This is a genomic window from Rhodoflexus caldus (assembly GCF_021206925.1).
GTDB lineage: Bacteria > Bacteroidota > Bacteroidia > Cytophagales > Thermoflexibacteraceae > Rhodoflexus > Rhodoflexus caldus.
The window spans coordinates 1-19,523 of record NZ_JAJPRF010000007.1; the positions used below are offsets into that span (position 1 = coordinate 1).

Genomic DNA, 19,523 nt, shown 5'->3' on the forward strand with positions numbered 1-19,523 from the left:
GCTTTAGCAGGTTGTAAGCATTTTTTGGTGAATCAGATTAGAAGCAGAGTGAAGCAAAAAGAGCAGATATTAGAAAATTTCCAATTAACCGCAGGCTTACATAATTACAAGTTGAAATTTTTAATCAATTGATTTTCAGTATTTTAACTTCCAAAAAGTCTATTGCCGTTGGTGTCAAAACCAAGATTTTGCAAATCAAGTAAGGTCATTTTGCACCTCCTTTTCGTTTGCCGGGTGGTTGGTCGGGTAGTTCGGTCATGCCTGCGAATTGCAGCCCTTTGATGATGTCGCTTTCGTCGGTTATTTGCTCGTAATCTGTTGTGTATTTCAGCCAAATACCTGTCTGATAGTCGCAAATGAACACTTCTTGAACGCCGTACTCCTCAAAATAGGCTTCCAGTTTGGATTTAGCGCGTTTCAGTCGTTTGGTGCGCTCTAATTCTACTACTATCAGGGGTTTGCGGCTTCCTTTTTTGCATATCATCAGGTCGGGTACAAGGCTGTCGGGGTCGCGCTCGTTGGCGGCTGCCTCTTGGTAGATTTCATACTTTGTAAAGCCGAATTGCAAGTAGAAGTTAATCAGAATGTTGCGGCTGATTTGTTTGTGTTCAAGGCTTGGGGTTGCCATTCCCAGCCCGCTCAGGTCATAGCCCATGTTTCACCTCCTCTTTTGCTTGGTTATATGACAATTTGCTGCCGGGTTTCATAAATAAAGTTGGTTGTGGTTTCATAATACATATTCAATTTTAAGGTTTAAAATGCCTGATTCTGCGCGGAGTTTTTGCAGGATTCTGCCCATATGTCGCAATCCTTCTTCTGTTTCTTCAAAATACCTGTAAAGTGCTTTGGTTGTTCTAATGGTGATTGTATCTTGTCGCAATTTGACAGGCTGCAATTGCGAAAGTTTGGCTAACAAACCTATTTTTCATCTATAAAAAATTTACCCAAGACTTATCACACGTGTAATAAAACCGCGAAAGCCAATAATTTTTTCAACCGTCGGTTTTCTACATTTGCCCTTCTAACGTTTATTTCCTTGAACCCAAGTATGTTATTCCAAAACAACTTTTTAACTATTACGCAATCCGATGATATTCAAGGCATTACTATCCAATGGCACACAGGCTCCGTTCGGATGAGTGATGATGAATTTCGGGAGAGTATCATCGGTATCAAAAATGCCATATTAACAGCCAAACCCCAAGCTATTTTTGCTGATACGCTTCACATGGAATATGCAATCGTTCCCGAATTGCAAGAGTGGCATAACGAGGTGGTTTTCCCGGCCATGACCTCGGTTAATGTAAATAAACTTGGCATTGTTGTCAGTCAAGATATTTTTACCCAAATATCAATTGAACAACTCATAGAAGACAGCATCAACAACGAAATAAAAGTAAGATATTTCAGCAGCCCTGAAGCGGCATTGGAATGGTTGCGCAACGAATAGCTACGCCAACTCATTTAAAAACTTTATACTCCCTGAATCCCTTTCTGATTTCCAAGAAAGACACCTTGATGACTGTATAGGCCGGAATAGCAGCCAACATTCCCAATACCCCTCCTATGGTAGCACCCGCAAAAACACTTATAAAAATTTCAAGCGGGTGCGCCTTTACACTTTTTGAAAAAATAATCGGCTGCAAAATAACATTATCGATTACCTGAGTGATGATAAAAGCCAACAGCAACTGTCCCAGTAAAAAAAGATAACCATTACCTTCCAATAATTCGGGCGGTGCAGTAGAAATACCAACAATTACTCCGAAAATAGTACCTATCAGAGGCCCCGCAAAAGGAATTACATTGGCAATTGCTGCAAAAATGCCAATTGTAACTGCATAGTTTACCCCCAGAAGAATTAAACTGAACGAAACAATCGTAAAAATAGAAATAATTTGTAACAGCAGCCCGAGCAGGTAGTTAGACAACAATCTTTCAATTTTATGAATGGCGCTGATACTGACTTCAAAATAGCGATTGGGAATCAGGGCGATTAGCTGTTTTCTAACTTTGCCTTTTTCAAAAAGGAGAAAAAAGGTGATAAAGAGTACGGCTAAAATTCCGATGAAAATATTACCTGTCGTCAGCAGCAAATCGTTAAGCACATTACCTAATTTGAATTGTGTAAATATTTCACCCAATTTTTCCTTAAATTGAATAATGAGGAAACCACGCGGCTGATTAACTATCTTTGAGTTAATCAAAAAATCTTCTACATGGGCTATTGGCAGGGATAGCTTATCGGAAAACTCATCATAAGGAATATTGGCAATAACGGCAGCTTGCTCATTAATCAGCGGCATAAATAGCAGTACGAACAATGCCAATACCCCTACCAAAATGCTGAACGAAATCAAAATTGCAATACTGCGCGGAATGCGCACACCCCTCACCTGAATTTGACTGATGGCATTGGTTGGCACTTTTAGGATGCCGGAAAGCACCATAGCGAGGATGATGTACATGACAATATCCGCAAAAATCCATGCGGCAGCCAGCAAGCCCGCCAGCAAGGCTATAAATCCCCAATTGATTTTCATTTGTGGCATATCCAAAAAAATTCGGCCTTCCGGCTACTATATGTTAAAAATAATCCAAAATTAGCGGTGTTGCCTATTTTGGAATATGCGAGCACAGAAAAAAAACTTGATAAGTGCAGACGAAGCATGGCAGGCTGTACAAGATGCGGCCCCTCCTGCTGCGGAAGAACTGACCTCTCTCAAAGATGCGACAGGAAAAATTCTGCGGCGGCCGGTGGTTGCCGACAGGGACTTCCCGCCGTTTGACAGAGTAACAATGGACGGCATTGTTATTTCGTACGAGGCCTTCGCACGAGGCAAAAGACAGTTTCGGATAGCACATACAACCATGGCAGGCACTGCACCGCCGCCCCTGCAAAATCCTGATGATTGTATAGAAATTATGACAGGTGCTCCTTTGCCCTTACATGCCGATACTGTTATTCGCTACGAAGACATTGATATTTCAGACGGGCGAATAGCTTCTTTAAAGCCTGATGCCACTGTCCAAAGGTATCAGAATGTTCATCGGAAGGGAAGCGATGCTGCAGCCAATCAGCAACTGATAGCCCCCGGCACTTTGTTGAAACCTGCACACATAGCCGTTGCAGCGGCTTGCGGTTATGCACAATTGTACACATCACGTATGCCGACGGCAATAGTTATCGGTACGGGCGACGAACTTGTCCCGATAGAATCCGCTCCGTTGCCGCATCAGATTAGGCAGTCTAATGCCCATATGCTGGCCGCAGCATTAGCCACCCATGGTATATCTGCACATACGAGCCACCTGCCCGACAATCCGCAAATAATTACAACCAATCTTGCTCATATTATCAGCAGCTACGACTTAATTATTATCAGTGGCGGAGTTTCGGCAGGCAAAGCGGACTATATACCCGACTTGCTTGAAAATCTGGGTGTTGAAATTGTTTTTCATGGTGTCAAACAAAAACCGGGGAAACCTCTGTTGTTTGGCCGGATGAAAACAAGCCCTGCCACTGTTTTTGCGCTCCCGGGTAATCCTGTATCGGCCTTTATGTGCCTGCAACGCTACGTAACGGCTTGGCTGCGAAAACATTTGTTGCAACAAGAACAACCCCTACTCTATGCCCGCCTGACTGATAATGTAACGTTCAGCCCTGCACTGACTTATTTTTTACAAGTGCATACGTACACCGACCGCGAGGGCATCTGTTGGGCAGAACCGGTAGCAGGCGGCGGCTCAGGAGACTTTGTGAATTTGTTGTCGGTAAACGGATTTCTTTTGCTGCCGCCGCATCAATCGCATTTTAAAAAAGGCGAAACCTATCCTTTGTTGCCTTTCTGATGTGGTTAAACAAAAAAAACGTATTTTAGTGCGCATGAAAACGCATAAAAAACGCCATTATGTCCAATAGTTCTAAGCTGTATCTGATTGCACTTGCCGCTGTTGTCCTTTCCGTAACGGGTTATTTTTTGGGCAACAATCCGCAAAGCACTTGGGATGAGTTGTTTCTGATAGTAATCATTGTCAATATTTTAACACTGTTGATTTTTACACATGTATGGTTTGTTGAGCCTATAAAAAAAATAGCTAATGCAGCCAAAAAAATAACCAATGGCGACTACAATATTCAATTTGATTATACCGGAAATCCGGATGTTGACCAGATTAGTTACGGCTTGAACACCACCACAAGTAGCATCAGTCGAGCACGCGAATTTATCGGACAAATAGGTGAAGGAAAATTAGATGCTGAATTTCAGACCACAGACAAAACAGCACTGGCCAAAGACCCCTTGGCACAGGCACTGCTGGCCATGAAAGAACAGTTAGTACTTATTGACCAAAAAGAACGACAGCGCAAATGGACAGCCGAGGGCGTAGCGCTTTTCGCCGAAATATTGCGAGCCAACCAGAAAAGCGAGGAGGAAATAGCCCGCGATATCATTACCAACATGGTTCGGTATATCAACGGCATTCAGGGCGCACTCTACATTCTCTCAGAAGACTATGAAGGCAACAGCATCCTGCAACTGTCTGCCGCTTTTGCCCTGTCGGAAGAGCGCCTTGCCAAACAACAACTGCTGCCCGGAGAAGGGCTCGTAGGGCAGGCTTTGTTAGAAAAACAACATTTCTATTTGGATAACCTCCCTGCCGAGTACACCCGCGTAGCGTCAGGTTTGGGCGAATCCGCTCCCCGATACCTGCTCATTGTGCCACTGAAAGCCAACGAATCGGCCTACGGTGTCATTGAAATAGCTTCCATGGAGCCCATAGAGAAGTATGTGATTGACTTTGTACTGCGGGTAAGCGAAAACATTGCGGCTACTGTAGCCACCGTTATCGCTAACCGTAAAAATGTCCGTTTGCTGGAAGAGGCACAAGCCATGACCGAGCAACTCCGCGCACAGGAAGAAGAAATGCGCCAAAATATGGAAGAACTGATGGCTACTCAGGAAGAAATGGCGCGCAGGCAAGCAGAACTGGAACGTTCGCGTGAGCAGTTGCAAAAAGCCAAAGAAGAACTGGAAGAAAATGAGCGCCAAATCCGCAAAGTAGCCGAAGAACAAAAAGAAATGATTGCGCAATTAGACATTCAGAAAAAGAAATTAGAAGCTAACGAAACAGTACTCAAAAAAGCATATGATAAAATGCGCCAAAATCAGGAAGATGCCGACAAAAAACGCAGGGAAATAGAAGAAGTCAATAGGCAACTGATGGCGCAAAAAACCAAAATAGAGGCCAATGAAATCATTTTGAAGAAATCATACGAAAAAATGCGCCAGCAACAGAAGGAATTTAAAGCCAAAGAAACAGAATTGATACTGAAAAGTACAATCAATCGGGCGCTGATTAATACAATGGAAGGTTTCTATTACGTTTGTGATGCAACCAAAGACTACCGCGCAAGCATTATTGAAGGCAATATACAGCAGCTTACCGGCTATCAGCCCGAACAAGTGCTCAGCAATGAAATTCCCTTGGGCAAACTCATTCATCCCGACTACAAAAACTATGTAGATACAGAAGTTGAAAAGGCCATTAACGACCGCAAGAGCTACATTTTGGAGTATGATATGCTCATTGCCGACGGAAAAACCAGAAAAGTCTGGGAAAAAGGATTTCCCGTATTTGACGACAAGGAAGAACTCAGCCACCTGATAGGCTTTATTATTGACTATGAATTAGCCAAAAAACTTAAACTCAACGCTGCCTAACAATGAATGAGCAGAACGATATTTTTTATGAACTCTTATTCTCTCAACCTCTTTACCTGATACCGGACAAACATGAGATGCCGCGGGCTGATGAGCGCATACAGTCATCTGTTTTGGTTGTAGTAACCAACCTGCCACTTGCCCCCGCAGAAGAAGAGTTGCTGCAAAAAATCCTGCAAGCCGCTAAAATCAATCCGGCGCAGGTTGATAAAATGCCTGTTGCGGACTATCGCGCAGAAGAAAACAGCAACAGAAAGCATATCCTGTTTTTTGTAAAACCCGACCGATTGCCCAAAGAATTAGCTGTTTTTGGCATATACCGCGCCGCACCTGCTTATGAAAAAGCGCACGTAATCATTGCCAACGACTTAGCTACGCTTGCCACCGACACCGCAGGCAAAAAACAATTATGGGAACTTCTCAAACAAACCTTCCTGCAATGAAAAAATTCACAAAAGTAACCAAAAATCTATTGCCCGTCCTTGCCGCCGTTGCATTTGCGGGCTGCCAATCTAAGCAACCCTCAGAGATGGAAAACCAAACGCTGCCACCGGCACCTGTTGCCAAAATTATCCCCAAAGAACTGACTGCACACGGCCACACTCGTATTGACAACTACTATTGGCTCAATAACAGGGAAGATACCGCTGTCATTAATTACCTAAAAGCCGAAAATGAATATTTGGATGCCGTAATGGCTCCTACCGCTGCCTTACAGGAAAAACTTTTCAATGAAATGAAAAGCCGAATCAAAGAACAAGACGAGTCTGTACCTTACTTACTGCGAGGTTATCACTACATCACCCGCTACGAGCAAGGCGGTGAATACCCGATTTATACCCGCAAAAAAGGGACATTAGAAGCCCCCGAAGAGGTAATGCTGAACGTCAATGAAATGGCCAAAGGACATGCCTACTATCAGGTCGGAGGGCTGAAAGTAAGCGATGACAATCGCCTGCTTGCCTACGGCGTAGATACCGTCAGTCGCCGCATTTACACCCTGTATTTCAAGGACTTGCAAACCGGAGAAACACTCAAAGACGTAATTGCCAACACTACGGGCAACATTGCATGGGCTGCCGACAATAAAACCGTGTTCTACTCCCGCCAAGATTTGCAAACCCTGCGCTCCTACCAAATCTGGAAGCACGTAATCGGCACCAATCCCCAAGAAGACCAACTGATTTACGAAGAAAAAGACGAGACATTCAGTGTGGGCGTATATCGGTCAAAATCAGACAAATACCTGTTTATCTACTCCGGCAGCATACTGACTACCGAAGCCCGTTTTCTGGATGCTGCACAGCCTAACGGCAAATTCACGGTATTTCTGCCGCGCGAGCGCGGACACGAGTACAGCATAGACCATGCGGGCAATAAATTTTACATTCGTACCAACTGGCAGGCAGAAAATTTCCGCGTCATGGAAGCAGACGAAAAAGCCGTTGGCAACAAACAAGCATGGAAAGAACTCATTCCGCACCGCACCGATGTATTTGTAGAAAGTTTTGACGTTTTTAAAGACCATTTGGTCATAGAAGAGCGCAAAGAAGGCTTGATTCACTTGCGGATACGCCCTTGGGCAAACCCCGCTGCCGAGTATTACGTGGACTTTGGCGAACCAACCTATACCGCCGGCTTGGGCAGCAACCCCGAATTTAACACTACCGTACTGCGCTACGGCTATACCTCACTCACCACGCCCAACTCCACCTATGACTACGACATGGCAACCAAAACCAAGAAACTGCTCAAACAACAGGAGGTTTTGGGCGGCTTCAAAAGTGAGGACTATCAGTCGGAAAGGCTCTACGCCACAGCCCGCGACGGTGTAAAAGTTCCCATTTCAATTGTGTACAAAAAAGGTTTTAAGAAAGACGGCAAAGCGCCTCTGCTGCTCTATGCTTACGGCTCTTACGGCTACTCAACGGACGCTTATTTCAGTTCAAGTCGCCTGAGCCTGCTCGACCGCGGCTTTGCCTTTGCCATCGCACACATTCGCGGCGGGCAAGAAATGGGCAGACAATGGTATGAAAACGGCAAACTGCTCAAAAAGAAAAATACCTTCTACGATTTCATTGATTGCGGCAAATATCTGATAGCCGAAAAATACACTTCGCCCGAGCATTTGTATGCCAACGGCGGCAGTGCGGGCGGTTTGCTGATGGGTGCAGTTGCCAACATGGCTCCCGAACTGTTCAAAGGTATCGTAGCCGATGTGCCTTTTGTGGATGTAGTAACCACCATGCTGGATGACTCCATCCCACTTACCACAGGCGAGTATGACGAGTGGGGCAACCCGAACGACAAAACTTACTACGACTACATGCTCAGCTATTCACCCTACGATAACGTAGAGAAAAAAGCCTACCCGAATTTGTTGGTAACAACAGGCTTGCACGATTCGCAAGTGCAATACTGGGAACCGGCCAAGTGGGTAGCCAAACTCCGCGCCACGAAGACCGACAACAACTTGCTGCTGCTCAAAACCAACATGGAAGCAGGGCATATCGGCGCTTCGGGCAGATTTGCGCCTTTGAAAGAGGTAGCGCTGGAATATGCATTCTACCTTTATCTAGAAGGCATCAAAGAGTAAATACAGGTGAACAACCGATATTTTAACAATCTGAAAACGAAAACAACTATGACAAACTACAATCGCAAAATGCGCATGGGGATGGTTGGCGGAGGCATTGGTGCTTTCATTGGTGCGGTGCATCGCATGGCAGCCGCCCTTGACGGTGAAATAGAGCTTGTTTGCGGCGCTTTCAGCAGCGACCCCGAAAAATCGCGACTCTCCGGCGCACAGCTCTACCTGCCGCCGGAACGTGTCTACGGTAGCTATGAGGAAATGATTCTCAAAGAAAAAACGCTGCCGATAGGCGAACGTATGGATTTTGTGGCCATCGTAACGCCTAATCACATGCACTTCCCCCCTGCCAAAATGGCATTAGAAAACGGTTTTGATGTCGTTTGCGACAAACCCGTAACCTTTAACCTGACTGAGGCCAAAGAGTTGGCGGAAATCGTGCAAAAAAGCGGGCGACTGTTTGCCCTTACGCACAACTACACCGGCTATCCGATGGTGAAAGAAGCGCGCGAGATTGTTCGCAGCGGGCGCATCGGGAAAGTACGCAAAGTAGTGGTAGAGTATCCGCAAGGCTGGCTGGCAACTCTTGTGGAAGCCACCGGCAGCAAGCAGGCATCGTGGCGCACCGACCCAACCAAATCGGGTGCAGCGGGCTGCATCGGCGATATCGGTACTCACGCCGAAAACCTCGCCGAATACATCACCGGCCTGCAAATCACCGAACTTTGCGCCGATATCACCGCCTTTGTTCCCGGACGGAAGTTGGATGACGACGGCAACATATTGCTGCGATTCAACAACGGCGCAAAAGGCATTCTGCAAGCAAGTCAGATTTGCGTAGGCGAAGAAAACAACCTCAACATCCGCGTGTATGGCGAAACAGGCGGCATCTGGTGGCATCAGATGGAACCTAACACCTTAGAACTGACCCTGATAGACCAACCCAAACAACTGATTCGCACAGGAGTAGGGCAACTGTCGGCGGCAGCACAAGCCCATACGCGCATCCCCGCAGGCCATCCGGAAGGCTACTTGGAAGCATTTGCCAACATTTACCGAAACTTTGCCCGCACGCTGCGAAGCCGCTTGAAAGGAGAAACTCCTGACCCACTCTACACCGACTTCCCTACGATAGAAGACGGCGTAAGAGGTATGGCATTCATTGAGGCAGTTGTAGCCGCATCGGCAAGCAATGAAAAATGGTATCCGTTTGCAAAATGAGCGAAACCACACTTGTCAAAGCTAACGAAAAACACTGGCAGGCGGCTATCAGGCGATTTGAAAACTACCTGCGTTTGGAACGAGGCTTTACCGAAAATTCGGTAGATGCCTACAAGCGCGACATAAAAAAACTGGCGGAGTTTATCTGTATGGACTATCCTTATTTGGAAAGCCGACAGATTGAACTCTGCCACTTACAACGATTCATGAAATTTTTGACAGAATTACAACTGTCCCACAGTACGCAAGCTCGTATTGTTTCAGGCATCCGTACCTTTTTTAAATACATGGAAGAGGTGGAAAACCTGCCGAGCAATCCTGCCGAGAGCCTGCAAGCACCTGTTACTCAATACTTTTTGCCCGATACGCTGAGCGTACAAGAGATAGAAGCCGTTATCAATGCCGTTGATTTATCGCAAAACGAAGGGCACAGAAATCGCGCTATTCTGGAAGTTTTGTACAGTTGCGGGGTGCGGGTCAGCGAACTGATTGCACTCCGCATCACCGACTTCCTTCCCGACTTGGGTTTTATACGTGTCAGAGGGAAAGGCCGCAAAGAGCGCCTTATTCCTATCGGGAAACATGCCACGCAGGCGTTAGAACTCTACCTGAACCATGTCCGCCCCCAACAACCCATAGCGCAAGGGCATGAGAATATCATTTTTCTCAACCGAAACGGCAAAGCGCTGTCCCGTGTTATGATTTTCTACATTGTCCGCAAGGCTGTTAAAAGCGCAGGCATTAGCAAAACCGTAAGCCCGCATACTTTCCGCCATTCTTTTGCCACGCATCTGATTGAACGCGGCGCAGACCTGCTTTCCGTGCGCGATATGCTGGGGCACGAGTCCATCATCACAACAGGCATCTACACGCACGTAAGCCGCGAACATTTAAAGCAAGTGGTCAATCAGTGCCATCCGGCGGCGCAATGGTAGATTATCTAAGTCCATACCCGGTTTCGTAGAGATAAAATTGCACCGCACAGTCGGCCTCCCAGTTTTTTGTTGATGCACTTGTTAAGTCCAACGCACTGTCATTGGCCTTGCCTTGTTTCAGCAAACTTCCGCGATAGTAGATGTGGGCATAGAAACGGAGTCTTTGCAGCGTGTCGTCAAACCCTGCTTTCCTGAATAAGTGCCTCATAATCACATCAAAAGCACGAAGGTAGCGCAATTGCCACTCGAGGCTGTACATGCGTTTCAGGCGCATACGGCGAATGTTTTTTTCGGAAATCTGCGGGTATAACAGTAGCCCCGCTTTGCTTTGCAGCGCAGGGTTATTTTTGAGGTATTGCTCAATTTCCTCTGCCATAGACAGACGCATCTGCAACTCCCCTACGGTATAGTCCACAGGTAAGTGCCCGAAGTGTATGTACTTCCACTCCATAAATTTCATTGTCAGCAGACCACTAAAACTAATGGCACGCATGATGCCGGGCAGTGCCAATGCGGTCAGAAAGGAGGCACGGCTGTTGTTGCGAATCAGATTATGAATAATCAGCGACTTGTGTTGGATAAAGAGTATCGCTTTTGTGTATGACTCCCGTGCATGTGCAGGGTGGCATTGCACAAACAAAGGTTGTATGGCTGAAAACTGTGAGATAGGCATAAGTTCGTTGTTCGGTTTTTATTGCTTAATACCCGACAAACGCCATGCGTTCCCGCTCATTCCAAAAAAATTCGGTGCTATGCCAACTGCACTTCATCGCCGATTTTCAGCACTTTATCTACCTGATTTTCAGGGATAATTGTATTAATGCTCAAATAGTAGTAATGCGGAAACTGGCTTTGAGGTGCAAAAGGCGGCATTTGCCCGCGCCGATGCTGCTCAAAAATTAATTGAAATTGCCTGTCGGCTATCCCTGTATCGGGGTTTCGCGAAGGAACGGGGCAGCGCGCACAGGCTTTCAGTCCGTGTACCGTTACCGCTCCTAACCGAAAGGCGACCGATGAACCTATTTCGCCGATGAGGCTGTCTTCCCAAAAGGGCGGACAGCCGCCAAGCTCAATGTTAGCTCTGAATCGGCGGCGGGTTTCTTCCAAACTCATACCGAACCAATCAGCCACTGCCTGCAAGGTTGCCGTACTGATAACCGTAGGCCCGGTACGCTCGTCATCGTCGGGGAAGCCTGTCAGGTTGTTTTGCCGCATGGTAACAGATATACCCAGAAAATCACCCACCCAACGGGCGATAGCTTCTTGGTCATAAAACAAATCAAAGGTTTTGCTTTGGTTATCTGCCGAAAGAGTAACCAAGCGGTAATTGAGGTTATAGTCTGCCCTGATGCGCTGAATGGCAGGGTACTTTTTGGCATTTACGGTTCTGCCTTCTGCATTAAAAAAAGCAAATTGCCTGTCCCACGCAAGGCTGCCACCTTGGGTAATGGCAGCCTGCGCTACCGACAAGCCGTCCATTGACTTGACAGGATAAACAACAATGTTCTCTATGAAGGGAGTCATTCCATTTTGGTAAGCAAGGTAGAACTTTCTTTTCTGCCTTTATCGTCGTACAACTCCGACTTTACTACGCCCACGCCTTTGGCCAAATATTCTACGCCTTTCATCTGGCGTGTACCCATTACTTTTACGGCCAAATCGTAGCTAACCTTTACGCAGTCAAATTTGCCGGCGGGTGTTTCTACCGTTTCCATACCTTCTACCTTGCGGTTTGTGTACGCAATGGTCATGTTCATAATGGTCATGCCGCCTTTAATGCCGGAAGTTATTTTAACACCGGCATCGCTGAGTGCCTGCCCTGCGGTCGGTTGGTTAGGATAAGCCAACTGGTCGCCGACAAAAGTCATTTCAAACTCAGGCCCTTTGGGCATGGCATCAGAAGAAAAGTTGCGAATATCGGAGTAGAAACTGCCGTTTTCGCATCGGCCGTTGAACTCACCGGAGGTAAGAGGTTTGCCCTTGGCATCAAAAGTTTCACTTTTGAATACTAACAAAAATCCGCCATTGGCAGGCGTTTTTTTAATTATTGTGTTTCTGACAATGCTGGTGGGTTTGTCTTTTTTGTCGTAGGTGGTCAGCTCTACTTTGCTGCCCTCCTTAAACTGAAAATAACCGTCGCAGTTGTCTTGTGCAAAAGCGGCCAAGCACGTGGAAGCCGCAAGGAGAAATAATGATAAGCGTTTCATAAGAGTATATAATTGGTAGATAGTTTAGTGGGAAGCGGCATTAACTTGCCGGAGCGGCCTGCAAAATTTCTTTGAGCCGTTTCTGCGATTTTTCCGATAAACCATCGGGCGCTATGTCTAACTGCCTGATGATATCAACTAAGCTGTTAATCTTTCCTTCCAACGGGAAAAATTTATTAATCAGGATGACGCGTGTATCTTTCAATACACAGTATCCTGATTTGAAATTACCTTTTTCATAGCGCAGGATATAGTCTGTTTCGGCAATAATATTTTCCAGCGAATCGAGAAAAGGCTTGGTATAGCGAATCATAGGGTTAAGCGTTGGTCAGGCGGCGAACGGTTTCTACCAGTATGTCAAAATTGATAGGCTTTTGAATGTAGTCATTGATACCGGCATTGCGGAAATCATCCATGGTATAGTTTTTTGCATTGCCCGTAATGGCCACAATCGGAATAGCTGCTTTTTTGGGGTCGGGCAGTTGGCGAATGCGTCCGGCACATTCCATACCGTCCATCACAGGCATACTGATATCCATCAGGATAATATCGCAGTCGTTATTTTCCAGATAGTCCAGCACCTGCTGACCATTTTTTACCACTGTGATATCAAAATTCTGAAACTGCAAAACGCGGCGCGTAATATTTTGAATAACAGAACTGTCTTCAGCAATTAAAACTTGTTTGGGCATGTATGTAGGGGTTTAGCAGTGCGATTTTACGAATTTATCTGCAAAATAGACCGATAATGTTGTTGAAATTCGGCAAAAAGGCGTACTAAACCTGCAAACTCGTCCTCGGCGTTTTGCGTTTGATTTTGTTTGAGCGCTGCTTCAAATGCTGCTGCGGCAGCGTACAGTTTTTCTATGCCCAGCGTACCGGCGTTGCCTTTGAGTGTGTGCAAAATTCCTTTGGCAGCATCAAACTGTTTTTCCGAAATATGAATGGCCAACGCCTCGAGCAGTTGTCGGCTTTCTTGCTCAAATTCTACGTAGGATTCTTCTATCATTTCTCTGCCGCCGTATTTGGTCATTTGTGCCACCACCTCCGGATTAATGATGTCTAAGGCGGTTTCCGTAGCTGCACGCTCTATCAAAGGAGTATCCTCCGAAGCAAGCTGCATTTTTCTTTCACTGCTGCCGGCAACCAACTCTTTTACTTTTGCAATCAGTGCCTGCGCCTTAATGGGTTTGGCAATAAAATCGTCCATGCCTGCCTGTAAAAAACTTTCGCGTTCTTCCTGCATGGAAAATGCCGTCATGGCAACGATAGGCGGCAGATGCGGCAGGCCAAGTTGTTTGATGTGTTGGGTGGTTTCTATGCCGTTCATTACGGGCATTTGTACGTCCATAAAAATCAGGTCAAAATCCTGCTGCTGCACCATCTCAATGGCTTCCTTACCGCTGCGGGCTATGCTTACGTTACATCCGGCACGTTTCAGGATGCTGCGGGCTACGTTCAGGTTTACGCTGTTGTCATCAACTACCAGCACGTGCGGGTTGGACAGAATCTGCCCGCTGATTTGTGTTTCGCGCTGCTGCTCGGTTTCTTCAGTAACTACGTCTTCCGCCCGACAGGCTTTGGCGCGGAAAGTGAACCAGAATGTACTGCCCACACCCGGCTCCGACTCTACGCCAATATCGCCGTACATCAGGCGGCAAAGTTCTTGCGAAATGGAAAGGCCAAGCCCCGTGCCGCCATAAGATTTGGTATAGCTATTGTCCAATTGGCTGAATTTCTGGAAAAGTAGTTCTTGTTGCTCGCGGGCAATGCCGATGCCTGTGTCTATTACCTTGGCTCTGAGCAAATAACCTTGTTCATGTTCATCTAACAAAATGTCGTTGGGGTCGGGTTGTTCGGCCACTTCCAGCACAATTTCAATGCTGCCTTTTTCGGTAAATTTGAGCGCATTGGAGGTCAGGTTAGAAAGAATCTGCAATAGGCGCGTTTCATCGGCAACGATATGGACAGGAACATCGGGTGCTATGCGATAGCTGAAATCAATATCTTTTTGCAAAGCCCGCTGCTGGAAAAGCGCAATCAGTTTGTCCATCATGTGCATCAACGATACGGGGACTTTGCGCAACTCCATTTTACCTGCTTCAATTTTTGACAGGTCGAGGATATCGTTGAGGATGTAAAGCAGCGTTTCCGATGATTTTTTAATCGTAGTGATGTACTGACGGTACTCGGGCTCCAAATTTTCGGCCTCCGAAAGCAGGTCAATCATACCGATGATACCGTTCATCGGTGTGCGGATTTCGTGGCTCATGTTGGAAAGGAAGCGTTTTTTGACTTCCAGCGAGTGTTCGGCCAAATCTTTGGCAAGGCGCAACTCATCGGCTGCTTTCTTTTTAACGGTGATGTTATGCGCCACGCCTGCCACCTCATCTACCTCAAAACTGTTGGTCGTAATAATGGGGTTGAGGAACACCTCATACCAATATTCCTCGCCGTTGATACCTGTCATTTTCCGCTCAAACTGCTGCGGATACCCCGAAAGGGCTAATTTGTATTTGTCTAACCAAAAATAAACCTGTTCGCGGTCGTTTTGTCGGTAAATATCGGGCAGCGACATCCCCGCCACAAGGTTGATGTTATACAGCAAGCGCAAAGAGTTGGCATAGTTACCGTTGAATCGGGTAATGTTCAGGTCTTTATTAACTGACCACATCAGGTGCTGGCCGCTTTCAAAAATAGCTTGCAGGCGTGCGTTTTGCTCATTGATTTTCTCCTGATTCTGTGTGCGCTGAATGGCTGTGGCCAACTGTCCGGAAATAAAATTCAACAAGTCAAGGTCGCGCTTGTTATACATCTTGCGGTCTTTGTAGGACTGCAAAATAATCATACCGATTACCCGCTGGTCTATTTTGAGCGGTACGCCCATCCACGTTTGCGGCAGAACTTCCTCGGCGTGTATGTCGTTGCTTTGGATGATGCGCTGCAACATGTCGTCATAAAAGAACATCGGGCGGTCAAAACTGAGCGCATATTCGGCAAAAGCCCGCCCCTGAATACCTTCGTCGGGGGCATAGTCCGAATTGACGTAGTAGGGAAAATAAACGCTCTGGTCTTTTTCGCTGCGCAAGGCAATCAGGAAACTGTCCACTTCTATGGTCTTTTTGAGTTCCATGTAGAAATTGTGGTACAGCATTTCCAAATTGGTGCTGTTAACGGTCAGTTTGGAGAGGTTGTAATAGAGTGTTTGCGCCTTTTCCGAGCGAATTTGTTCGGTTACATCGTGCAGTACGGCACGATAGATGGCAGGTTTGCCATCTTCAAAACTATAGCTGATGCTGCCCCGCAAATTGATTTTGCGCCCGCTGCGGCTCACAAAGCAAGTCTCAAAATTGCCTACCGCCCCTTCTATGGCGGCTTTATCTAAGGTATGGTTCAGCATGGCCGCATCGTCGGGGTGCACAACGTCCTGCAAACGCATGATGCGGATACTTTCAGGCGTATACTCGAGTGTGTTGTACCATGCTTTATTGACAAAAACAAAGTTGCCGGCAGCATCCGTAATTTGAATCAGGTCGCTGGCATTGTCAAACAAATCCTGTAACAGCAAATTGCTTTGTGTCAGTGCCTGTTGTACGCGCAGGGTTTCGGAAACATCCTCTCCAACAATGGTGATAGAGGCAGGTTGCCCGTCGAGATTGTTCCATACTATGGTGTTAAATCGGAGTTGGAGTTGCTCGCCATTGGCACAGCGCAACCTTCCGCGAAAAGTGTTGAGCAGTTGCTCGTGGAACAATGTGTTCTCCCCTGCCAGTTTTTCCGACTGGTCAAACAGTAAAATTTGCTGCAAGGGCGTTCCTATGAGTGCTTCCTCGTCCCAGCCGGTGCTTTCCAGCAAAAAGCGGTTACAATAAGAAATGCGCCCGTCGGTTTCTACGGTCAGTGCCAGAATGTTGGCCTTTTCAATGGCACTTTCCAAGCCTTCGCGCGAGTAGCGCAGTGCCTCTGCTCGCGTCAGTTCCAGTTCTTTTGCTTTGCGTTCGGTAACATCCGAAGCCGAAAATATAAATCCCTTGAACTCATTGCGGTTGTCAAAATAAGGCATTCCGTTTTCCAGCATCCATCGGTACTCGCCGTTTTGCTTGCGCAAACGATACCCCACCTCAAAATTCTGCCGCTTGACCAAGTTTTCGTTGAATACGGCAATCAGATAGGTTCTGTCTTCCGGATGTACGTATTGCAGCCATTGAATGTGTTCACGCGGGCTTAGCCCGACAAACTTGTACCAGCGCTGGCTGAAAAACACAAAATTTCCGGCGGCATCGGTGGTGCGCAACAGCGAAGGAGAATTATCGGCAATAATGCGGAATCGGTTTTCGCTTTGTACCAATTTGTTGGCCATCCGTGCCTGCGTAATAAAGCTGCTGATTTCTGCCCCCAACAAGTTCAGCAACAAGGTTGAGTTGCGCATATTGCTGTCCAACTCAAACAATAGGGCGTGGCTCGTTTTATTTTCAATGATGATAGGGATAAACAGTAAATGGTTTTCCTGCGCGGAGCTGATGGTGCCGGCGGGCAGTTCCAGCGACTGGCGCTCTTGGAATAATGTGGGGTATTGTGCCGTTTGAATTTCTTTAAGTTCGGGCAGCAACGCTTGGGTGATATTGAAATGAAATTTGAGCAGTGCAAAATACAAATCGTTGCTGACCTGATAAAAACCTGCTCCTTTGAGGTAATCCAGCTCGTACAGTTTGGCAATGGCCGTTATCAGAATGTCATCGGTGCGGTGCATACCGGAAACTGCCCGAATGGTTTCTTTGACAACTTTCAGCTCGTTGTAGTTGGCAATAACCGACTCCTCCTTTATTTGCTGGTGGGTAATGTCGCTAAGGAAACCTATGAGCATTTCCTGCCTGCCGTAGCGAATTTTCTTAAATGCAATCTCGCTTTGCCTCAAATCACCGTAGGGGCTTTTCTCCGTCCACCGATACGTGGACTGAAGATTCTTCCATGCCTCTATAATTTGCTCGCGCAGTTGTTTTTTGTGAACCGTTCCCGATTTGAGCAAATCGTAGAAAGGCACGCCATGTACTGTTTCGTCGGCATTTCTTTGAAGGAATTTCAAAGCCGCATCATTGATTTCCACAACCATACTGCCTGCATTGAGCAATACCATCGGCTGCGGACTGTCTTCGAACAACTGGCGGTAAAATTCCTGCTGAGAGGCTTCGGGCTGCTCTTGGCTCATGTCCCACCCCAACCAGCGCACATAGCTCCCGCTTTCCGAAACGGTTGTTACCTGCTCTAACCGCGCCTCAAACCTGACATAGTGCAGGTTGCCGTTTTTGTCAATCAGTCGCTGCTTACCTGCTGCGTACTGATGCTCGATGAGTTGCTCGATATAACTGTGGAACAGGTGGCGCTCGTCGTGTGCAATAAAATGGCGGATATTTTCGGGTTTGCCGTCTTTGCCAAAAGCATCAAAAAAATCAGCCATTTCATCGTTTATGCGGATGATACTGCCCGAAATATCGTGCAAACAGACCCAAGATGCCGTATCTGCGGATACTTCATCGGGCGGATAATTCAACTTTTCTTCTAACGCCCTGAGTTGTTGGCGCAGATGTTCCGCTTCCTGCTGTAATAACTGTCTGCTTTTGCCGGTATCGGAAAATATCATGCTGTTTATTGGCTATTGGACGCATACCGAATATAGCAAATTCACAGCAAAGAATATGACTTTTTTGAGAGAAAAGCGATTTTGCCCGCTAAATTTTGCAAAAGGGGTTGGTGCGCTGCTCATAGCCGATGGTAGTTTCGGGGCCGTGTCCCGGGTAAACCACTGTTTCGGGCGGCAGGGTGTACAACTGCGAACGGATGCCGGCAAGCAACTGCTCGTGGTTGCCGCCCGGCAAATCAGTTCTGCCGATGCTGTTGTAGAAAAGTACATCGCCACCAATGCAAAAACCATCGGACGGGCTATAAAAAACCAGATGCCCGGGCGAGTGCCCCGGCACAAAGCGGATTTCCATTTGCGCCGTGCCGAAAACAAGTTGGTCTTTTTCGGTCAGAAAACCCGAAGGCGTGGCGGGTTCATAGCCGCCGAAGCCATATAAGCCCGCATATTGCGGCACGGATGCCAATACACTCTGCTCTTTTTCGGGAATTAAAAACGGGACTTTATAGGTTTGTTGGATAAAATAATTACCCAGCACATGGTCTATATGGCAATGTGTATTGACAAGCAACACAATTTCCAGCCCATTTTCGGCAATATATTGCTGCAAAACGGCCTTTTCGCGCCTGTGATAGCAGCCGGGGTCTATCACTACCGTTTTGCCTTGCGGGTCGGAAAGCAGGTAAGTGTTTTCCTGAAATTCGTTGAAAGTAAATCGGTGTATTTTAAGCATGAGATAAGCAATCAATAAGGAACTTTGTCAAAAAAACGGCCTTTCTGCGCGCACTTCATCAGATGGAAGCGACATTGCAAAAGTCAGCCCCCTTTGCGTAAATGCCAAATATCCGATGTGTTTTTCATCAGGATTACAAAAGTATCTGCATAAAATCAGCCTTACCAAACACCGAAGGTTGGTAAGGCTGACAAGTAATTGAATAGTTTAAACCGAACTTGTCAAAATCCGCTCACAGGGTCTAACTCCTGCTGTTAGGAATTCGGAAAGAGCCTGTGAGCCGTCGCAGACGCTAACAGCGCTTTACACGAAAACAACGTTCTAAATTGCACGCGAATTTTGCGGAAAAATCTTGGAAAAATTTAATTCGGTTTTGTGTTGCACCTGTATTACAGGTCATTACCTGCCCCTACAAATTTACCCGCATCGGAAAAATACAATTCGCAGAATCACATTTTCGTGCAAGCGGTGTCGTT

At 46.6% G+C, this 19,523-nt stretch carries 16 protein-coding genes; 7 read left to right on the forward strand and 9 right to left on the reverse strand.

All coding sequences use genetic code 11. The annotated features are described in order from the left end of the window. Positions 1–205: 205 nt before the first annotated feature. On the reverse strand, positions 206–655 hold the full coding sequence (locus tag NDK19_RS09500) for a Uma2 family endonuclease (protein ID WP_250631643.1): 450 nt from the start codon (positions 653–655) through the stop codon (positions 206–208). 393 nt (positions 656–1,048) lie between these two features. Here NDK19_RS09500 and NDK19_RS09505 point away from each other — a divergent pair, with 393 nt between their 5' ends. Then, complete coding sequence (locus tag NDK19_RS09505; RefSeq protein ID WP_250631644.1) at positions 1,049–1,450, forward strand: hypothetical protein; 402 nt, start codon at positions 1,049–1,051, stop codon at positions 1,448–1,450. 10 nt (positions 1,451–1,460) lie between these two features. On the opposite strand, the gene NDK19_RS09510 is transcribed toward NDK19_RS09505, so the two are convergent. After that, positions 1,461–2,552, reverse strand: a complete 1,092-nt coding sequence (locus NDK19_RS09510) for an AI-2E family transporter (protein WP_250631645.1) — start codon at positions 2,550–2,552, stop codon at positions 1,461–1,463. Between the two features lie 76 nt (positions 2,553–2,628). Here NDK19_RS09510 and NDK19_RS09515 point away from each other — a divergent pair, with 76 nt between their 5' ends. From NDK19_RS09515 to NDK19_RS09540, 6 genes are all read left to right on the forward strand, one after another. Further along, on the forward strand, positions 2,629–3,852 hold the full coding sequence (locus NDK19_RS09515; protein WP_250631646.1) for a molybdopterin molybdotransferase MoeA: 1,224 nt from the start codon (positions 2,629–2,631) through the stop codon (positions 3,850–3,852). Between the two features lie 59 nt (positions 3,853–3,911). Then, positions 3,912–5,726 carry a PAS domain-containing protein gene (locus NDK19_RS09520; RefSeq protein WP_250631647.1) on the forward strand — a complete coding sequence of 605 codons (1,815 nt, stop codon included), beginning with the start codon at positions 3,912–3,914 and terminating at the stop codon, positions 5,724–5,726. Between the two features lie 2 nt (positions 5,727–5,728). Continuing rightward, a complete protein-coding gene (locus NDK19_RS09525) occupies positions 5,729–6,169 on the forward strand; it encodes a DNA polymerase III subunit psi (RefSeq protein ID WP_250631648.1) in 441 nt (146 codons plus the stop codon). Then, positions 6,166–8,322 (forward strand): S9 family peptidase, encoded by a 2,157-nt coding sequence (locus tag NDK19_RS09530; RefSeq protein ID WP_394801680.1) that lies wholly within the window; start codon positions 6,166–6,168, stop codon positions 8,320–8,322. Before NDK19_RS09525 ends, NDK19_RS09530 begins: the two co-directional genes overlap by 4 nt. 75 nt (positions 8,323–8,397) lie before the next feature. Next, positions 8,398–9,537 carry a Gfo/Idh/MocA family protein gene (locus NDK19_RS09535; protein ID WP_250631758.1) on the forward strand — a complete coding sequence of 380 codons (1,140 nt, stop codon included), beginning with the start codon at positions 8,398–8,400 and terminating at the stop codon, positions 9,535–9,537. Then, a complete protein-coding gene (locus NDK19_RS09540; protein ID WP_250631649.1) occupies positions 9,534–10,472 on the forward strand; it encodes a tyrosine recombinase in 939 nt (312 codons plus the stop codon). The genes NDK19_RS09535 and NDK19_RS09540 overlap by 4 nt, the downstream gene beginning before the upstream one ends. 1 nt (position 10,473) lies before the next feature. Here NDK19_RS09540 and NDK19_RS09545 read toward each other — a convergent pair whose 3' ends face one another. From NDK19_RS09545 to NDK19_RS09575, 7 genes are all read right to left on the reverse strand, one after another. After that, a complete protein-coding gene (locus NDK19_RS09545; protein ID WP_250631650.1) occupies positions 10,474–11,145 on the reverse strand; it encodes a hypothetical protein in 672 nt (223 codons plus the stop codon). Positions 11,146–11,222: 77 nt separating this feature from the next. Then, positions 11,223–11,996 carry an MOSC domain-containing protein gene (locus tag NDK19_RS09550; RefSeq protein WP_250631651.1) on the reverse strand — a complete coding sequence of 258 codons (774 nt, stop codon included), beginning with the start codon at positions 11,994–11,996 and terminating at the stop codon, positions 11,223–11,225. After that, positions 11,993–12,679, reverse strand: a complete 687-nt coding sequence (locus NDK19_RS09555) for a DUF3108 domain-containing protein (RefSeq protein WP_250631652.1) — start codon at positions 12,677–12,679, stop codon at positions 11,993–11,995. The genes NDK19_RS09550 and NDK19_RS09555 overlap by 4 nt, the downstream gene beginning before the upstream one ends. A 40-nt stretch (positions 12,680–12,719) precedes the next feature. Further along, positions 12,720–12,992 (reverse strand): hypothetical protein, encoded by a 273-nt coding sequence (locus NDK19_RS09560; RefSeq protein ID WP_250631653.1) that lies wholly within the window; start codon positions 12,990–12,992, stop codon positions 12,720–12,722. Between the two features lie 4 nt (positions 12,993–12,996). Further along, a complete protein-coding gene (locus NDK19_RS09565) occupies positions 12,997–13,371 on the reverse strand; it encodes a response regulator (RefSeq protein ID WP_250631654.1) in 375 nt (124 codons plus the stop codon). 26 nt (positions 13,372–13,397) lie between these two features. Then, positions 13,398–18,317, reverse strand: a complete 4,920-nt coding sequence (locus tag NDK19_RS09570; protein WP_250631655.1) for a PAS domain S-box protein — start codon at positions 18,315–18,317, stop codon at positions 13,398–13,400. 88 nt (positions 18,318–18,405) lie between these two features. Then, positions 18,406–19,047, reverse strand: coding sequence for an MBL fold metallo-hydrolase (locus tag NDK19_RS09575; protein WP_250631656.1), 642 nt, complete (start codon positions 19,045–19,047; stop codon positions 18,406–18,408). Positions 19,048–19,523 lie beyond the last annotated feature (476 nt).